The sequence below is a fragment of the Burkholderiaceae bacterium DAT-1 genome (assembly GCA_019084025.1).
In the GTDB taxonomy this organism is placed as follows: domain Bacteria; phylum Pseudomonadota; class Gammaproteobacteria; order Burkholderiales; family Chitinimonadaceae; genus DAT-1.
This window is the reverse complement of the sequence record JAHRBI010000008.1, coordinates 63,024-69,023: the sequence shown is the minus strand read 5'-3', so window position 1 is coordinate 69,023 and position 6,000 is coordinate 63,024. Positions and strand designations below refer to the sequence as shown.

Genomic DNA, 6,000 nt, shown 5'->3' with positions numbered 1-6,000 from the left:
GTACACCTCCCGATCCTCTTCATTGCGAGGACCATAGCTCTCCGGTACTTCAGGCAAGGGCATCAGCTCTGCCGGGTCCAGTGAGTTAAGCGAGGCCATCCGGGTATCCTTGTGTGCATGCTGCATGCTTCGATTATACCTCGCACTTCCGTAAATCCGCATCTCCGTATTTCCGTCAAGCTATCCACTCCGCGTCACTCATCCTCTTCGTGTGCTTCCGCATCCAGCATCGCCAGCAATGCCGAGTGATCCGCGCTGGTGGCGGTGTCTGCATCTTGCCCCTCCCCGCCAATCACCCGCCCCGGATGAATCGCGGTGTGGATGCCTTTCAGGGTGCGGATGCTCACTTGCGTGTATATCTGCGTGGTACTGATGTCGGCATGCCCCAGCATCGCTTGTATGTAACGGATGTCTGCGCCACCCTCCAGCATCAGCGTGGCCATGGTGTGGCGGAACAGGTGGCACGCCCCGGCCTTGCCGATCTGCGCCGCGTTCACGTAATCGCGCACCATCTGCGTTAAGCGGTTCGGGGTGAAGGCGTCGCCTTCGCGGGTCAGGAACAGCGTGCCGTGGTCGGCGCCAGTCGCCAGCTCGGGGCGCACGTCGTCGCTGTATTTGCGTATCCACTGCAAGGCCCGTTCACCAATCGGAATCATGCGGTCTTTCTTGCCCTTGCCTTGGCGAATCATCACCGTGCCCCGATCATGATCAATGTCAAAGACGTTCAGGCCAATCAATTCCATGCGTCGCATGCCAGTGCTGTAGAAGGTTTCCAGAATGGCGCGATCACGGATGCCGGCGTCGGTGTCGAGATCCGGCACCGCCAGCACGGTTTCCACTTCGCGGATGCTGAGGATGTGTTTGGGTAAGCGCCGCTCCAGTTTCGGCAAATCGAGGTCACTGGCCGGGTTGTAGAGGATGTGGTTTTGCCGGGCCAGCCATTTGAACCAGGCACGCAAGGGGATGATTCGAGTGTGCTGGCTGCGGGCGCTCAAGGGTTCGCCGTTGTCTTTGCGATACAGGAACAGATAACGCTGGTAGCGCTCCAGGATGGGCTTGGTGATGTCGTGCGGGCGTTTCAATCCGCGCTCATCGCACCAGCTGATGAAGTAGCGCGTATACAGCTCCCGGCTTTCAATGGTGGCCGCCGAGTAGTTCTTTTCTCGCAACCACTGGCAATAGCGTTGCAGGTGGTTGTACAGGCTGTTGCTGTCCCGTACATCGCCAATCGGCGGCAAAGCCGTGCGCTCGCCTTTGCGCCCCAAGGTTAATCTCCCTGCGCTTGAGCGGCTATCCCACAAGGGGACTCCGACCTGCTACGCGCTGAAGCGCGTGCAGGATCGTATGAGGCGGGAAGGCTTTCACTACGATACGATGCACTGTGAGCAACAGGGAGATAGGCGTTTTCCGCTTCGTCTTCGTCGATGTCTGTCCATGTCGCGCCACTGTTGGGGTTGCGGGTGATGTGTGGCACCCGACCAGCCGCCGACACCCCACCGACCTCGCCCCGACCGGGGGCCGACCGCTCACCCTTTACCCCCGACCGCCGTGCATCACACTGCAAGGTGCCCGCTTGCATCAGATCCGCCAGACCCATCAGGAAACGCTGTCCGGCATCGCCTTCACCTTCATAGATCAGCTCGTATTCCAGCCCCTGCCCCCGACTCACGCGGTGGGCCAGCAGGTATTCCAGTTCCACGAGTCGCGCCAGATGGACTTTGAGCTGGGTATCGCCCCAGCCTGTTACATCACGCACCTGTCGCCGTGTCAGGCGGAAGTCCGCCTGCTTCAGGCTCTGGCTTGCGCACTCGCTTTTGACCCAGCCATGCACCAGGTTGAGCAGCTTGCGCGTCTGTGGTGGCAGTTCGTCCAAGGTGCGGCCCAGCACGTCATGGGCCAGCCGGTTGGCAATGGCGATGTCTTGCGGCGTGACCTCAATGTATTGCACCGTTTTGCCACGGTGCTGCACGGTCTTCACTTCGCGCTGATACTGATGCAGCAAGGCAATGGCGCGGATCAGCGTCAGGTATTTCATGTGATCGCGCCGGGTGCGGGTTTTGTCATCGAGGAAGGTGAGCTGATCGGCGTAGGGGTTCACCACTTTCAAGGGCTGAATCAGGCGCTGCGCGTTGCGGTGCAGGCTCAAGATGGCGTCGCGGTCTTCGTCGGCCAGCAAGCCTTCCAGCGTCTGGCGTTTGCGCTGTAGCGCATGAATGGCGCGGGTTTGCTCGCGCGATTCGTTCACGGTCAGCACCACGCAGCGATTCAGCAGCTCTTCATCGATATCAATGGCCGTGGTGGTCAAGAACAGCATGACCGGGCCTTCAACGCGGTATTCGTGGGTGGTGAGCAAGCCGGTCACCGGGTCTTTGCCGGTGCTGGCCATGGTGACTTGGCCGTCACTTTGCAGCAATTTGAGGGCATAACTGGCTTGCGCCGCGCCTTCCTCTTCGGCAATGGCGAGAATCTTGTGCTTCAGATTGGTTTCGCCGAGGTAAAACACGCTCTGGCCCGTCATAGCCGAATAGCGCACTTGGGCTTCGTCCGGCATCAGGTTCAGCACGGCATCCATCAGGCTGGATTTACCCGCTGCGCTTGAGCTTTGAATGAGCACCGCCAGCGGCTTGTCCAGCTGCCGCGACACCGCCGCCAGATAGCCCACCAGTTTGTTGGTTTCCTCGCCCACCACGCCGCAGGCATCGAAGTCGGCCAGAATCCGATCCAGCAGATCCGGCGCTTTCAGCAATTCCAGCGCCTCGGCCTGTTCACGTTCCGAGAGCTGCGGGCCGTCGTCTTCCTGCTTCAATGCGGCTTGCAGGTTAGCGGTTTGCAACTCTTCCAGCTTCAACAGCACCCGCCCGAGATCATATTTCAGCACGTCGTCCGATTCGCCCAGCTCCAACCCGGCCAGCTTGATGAAGGCAGCCCGTGCCTTGGCTTGATACAGGTCGAAGGTATCGATGTGGAAGGCGTCGCCTTTGCTGACCAGTACATTGACCTTCAGGGCTTCCGGGTTCAGCGGCTTTTTCCAGCCCCGGATGCGGTAGCGGCGTTCCCCGTATTGCAGGATCAGATCGGTGTCGTTGATTTCGGTCGGGGTGTCGGTTTGCGGTGCCGGTGGCAAGGGGCTGACCAGCGTGGGTTCAGGCAGTGCCTCTTCAGCCGCAGGCACTGGTTCGGACACCACTTCAGCAGCTAAAGGAGAAGGTGTTTCCACATGGGCGCTCGTAATGGCGGGGGCTTTACCTTCTCCCAGCCATTCTGCCTTGCGCACCAGCAACGCCAAGGCTTTGGCCGGCGGGCTCATTTTGAGGGCGTATTCGTTGGCGTCCATGCCCTTGGGGAACTGGATGCGGTAGCAGGCCATGCCCTCAGTTGTGAGTGTTTCAGTCAGCACTTTTGCGCCGCGTTCTCCCGCTTCATCCCGATCATAGGCAATCAGCACCCGCCGCACCCCATGGCGCTTGAAGGCAGCCAGATGATCATCAGTAAACCCGTTCACGCCATAGCTGGCCGTCACGTTACGGAAGCCATGCACCCAGAAGGTCATGGCATCAATCAAGGCTTCGCACAGGATCACTTCACCATTGCTGCCGGCAATGCCTGCCTCGTTCCAGACGCCCGCATGCGGCCCAGGCAGATACAGGTGATAGGCCGTGCCGGCGCGCAGGTTGTCGAGAATCTTGCGCCCGTACACTTCATAAATCACGCCCTGCGGATCGATCACCGGCACCACCAGCGAGCCGGACAGGTGTTCGTGCCCGCTCTCGCGCAGGATGCCGATCGCCTGCAGCTGGCCACGCATCTGCTTGCCTTCTTTCCATTGGGTCTTCGGCAGGCGGTAACCCAGGGTGCGATTGGCAAAGCCCAGCTGGAAACGCTCGATCAGTTCTGGATGGTTCAAGCCACGCTGTTGCAGGTAGGCCAAGGCTTCCGGGCTTTGCTTCAAGGTGGCGTGGTAGTAGTCGATCACCATGCGTAAGGCGGTTTGCTGGTCGGCATCGGCGGCTAAAGGAAGGGGGGTGGCTTTGATCTTGCCCGATGTCATCGGTTCAGCCGGTGGCGGGGTGTCCACCAGACCCAGCTCACTGCGCAAGCGCTCGATGGCGGCCCTGAAGCTCAGTTTGTGCCGCTGCATCAGCCAGTCAATCGGCCCACCCGCAGCGCCGCAGCCAAAGCAGTGATACAGGTTCTTGGCAGGCGTCACGATCAGGCTGGGGGTGCTGTCGTCATGAAACGGACAGCCGCAGGCGTAGTCCTTGCCCTGCTTCTTCAGCTCGATGCCGTCCGCCTCGATCAGGCGCAGCAATGACACTTCGGCCTTCAACCGTTCGATGTCTGCCTCTGGGATGCGTGCCATAAACCCTGTCCCCCCTAAAAACCTGTCAAGTACCTTTTGGATATCCTTTTATTGTTCCTTTTATGCTACCATTGGTCAAGCACTAAAAACGAAGGGCTTACACTCATGGCAACAACAACCTTGTTTGTACTTCCCATGAGCTTCCCTGAACGTCTAGCGTCCATTCGCAAAGAGCGCGGCTTTACCCAGCAGCAGATGGCGGACAAGATTGGCATGCACATATCGCAACTCAAGCGCTATGAATCAGGCTCATCACAACCCACCATCGACGTATTCCGGCGCATTGCGCTGGCACTCAACGTCAGCGCTGATATGCTGCTTTTCGAACCCGACGAGCGCGGGCCAAATGATCGGCTGAAACTGCAATTTGAAGCGATATCGCAGCTAGATGAGAAGGAACGGGAAGCGTTAGAAACCGTTATATCCGGCGTGCTGCATATGCATGATGCAAAGCGCTGGCAACAAAGCAAAAACAGCAATCAAGCCTGATTTGCACCAATAAGCAGCGCCCCCAACCCCAGCCACTGCTCGGGGTAAAGGGGGCGTTTTTGCTGCTATATACACAAACCCATTCACAATTGTTTATCCGATAAACGTCAAACCATGCGTGGGTGTGTCTTTGCAAATTGTCATACACCATCTACAGCAACACGTTTCCTGCACTCATGAATATGGTGCAATACAAACCGCAATTTTTATCCGATAAACTTCCTGTCTTACCCACATCGGGCCATGCACAGAATCAGTCACGTCGATTTATCGTAACCATTTTGTCGACAATCTCTTCAGCAACACGTTTCCTGCGCTCAGACATGTGGTGCAATATCGGCCGCAATTATTTATCCGATAAACAACCGGCCTCGCCCAACATCTGGCCATGCACAGAATCAGACATGTCGATTTATCGTGGCCGTTTTGTTAACAACCTCTACAGCAACACGTTTCCTGCGCTCAGACATAGGGTGCAATACAAACCGCAATTTTTTATCCGATAAACTCTTCCGGCCCATCCACTGCCACCAACTCCCCCAACAATTGCCCAAGCAATTCGCTATCCGACTCCGGCGGTTCAAACCAGCTGGCACACCAGCGCCCCGAGTATTGCCGCCAGGCATCGGCAATCACTGGCCTAGGCACATCGTAGCCCGCCGCCCGTAAACAGCGTTCCATCCGATCCACATGCGCCCCCACTTCAAATGGCGGTTCGTCTTCAGCGGCTAATGGCCTGAGCTTCATCTTTTGCATGCTGCCTCCCGTTTCGTGATGCATCCCTGATCCGGCCACTGCTCCCTGCAGACCGGCATCCTTCATCCTACCACCACCACCCATCCCGTCCGGGCGGCAGCCCTGCCGGGCGCGTGTTAACCATGCCGGAATCAGCCGCCCATGCCACCCCGCGCCGTACCCGGTCGCGCTCGGTCAGAACAAGGGTCAAACAGGCTGATTATGCCGATTGGATGTTTTCAGGAATGTCTGATGGAATTTCGCGAATTTGTATTACGGGGTAATACACAAATATCCAATTCGATCATATAGTTAAGCGCATAGCGTACTACAAGGTAATACAGCACATTTTTGCCACTTTTCCATTGCAGATCAGCAGCTTACTGTACCCCCACCAGGGGGTGCGTATGGCGTGT

General features: G+C 57.8%; 4 protein-coding genes. 1 reads left to right on the top strand and 3 read right to left on the bottom strand.

The features are described 5' to 3' along the window. Positions 1–194 precede the first annotated feature (194 nt). Together xerC and KSF73_16900 are read right to left on the bottom strand one after the other, a co-directional pair. Positions 195–1,265, bottom strand: coding sequence for a site-specific tyrosine recombinase XerC (gene xerC, locus KSF73_16905; protein ID MBV1777403.1), 1,071 nt, complete (start codon positions 1,263–1,265; stop codon positions 195–197). A 2-nt stretch (positions 1,266–1,267) separates the two neighbouring features. After that, positions 1,268–4,360, bottom strand: coding sequence for a toprim domain-containing protein (locus KSF73_16900; protein ID MBV1777402.1), 3,093 nt, complete (start codon positions 4,358–4,360; stop codon positions 1,268–1,270). 135 nt (positions 4,361–4,495) lie between these two features. On the opposite strand from KSF73_16900, the gene KSF73_16895 reads away from it, so the two are divergent. Continuing rightward, positions 4,496–4,849, top strand: coding sequence for a helix-turn-helix domain-containing protein (locus tag KSF73_16895; GenBank protein MBV1777401.1), 354 nt, complete (start codon positions 4,496–4,498; stop codon positions 4,847–4,849). 495 nt (positions 4,850–5,344) lie between these two features. Here the strand turns inward: KSF73_16895 and KSF73_16890 are convergent, their stop codons facing one another. Then, complete coding sequence (locus KSF73_16890) at positions 5,345–5,605, bottom strand: hypothetical protein (GenBank protein MBV1777400.1); 261 nt, start codon at positions 5,603–5,605, stop codon at positions 5,345–5,347. Between the last annotated feature and the right edge of the window lie 395 nt (positions 5,606–6,000).

What these genes read in the sequence shown, in the direction of transcription:
- KSF73_16900 (MBV1777402.1), bottom strand. Translation starts at nt 4,360, where the DNA reads ATGGCACGCATCCCAGAGGCAGACATCGAACGGTTGAAGGCCGAAGTG.
- KSF73_16890 (MBV1777400.1), bottom strand. Translation starts at nt 5,605, where the DNA reads ATGCAAAAGATGAAGCTCAGGCCATTAGCCGCTGAAGACGAACCGCCA.
- KSF73_16895 (MBV1777401.1), top strand. Translation starts at nt 4,496, where the DNA reads ATGAGCTTCCCTGAACGTCTAGCGTCCATTCGCAAAGAGCGCGGCTTT.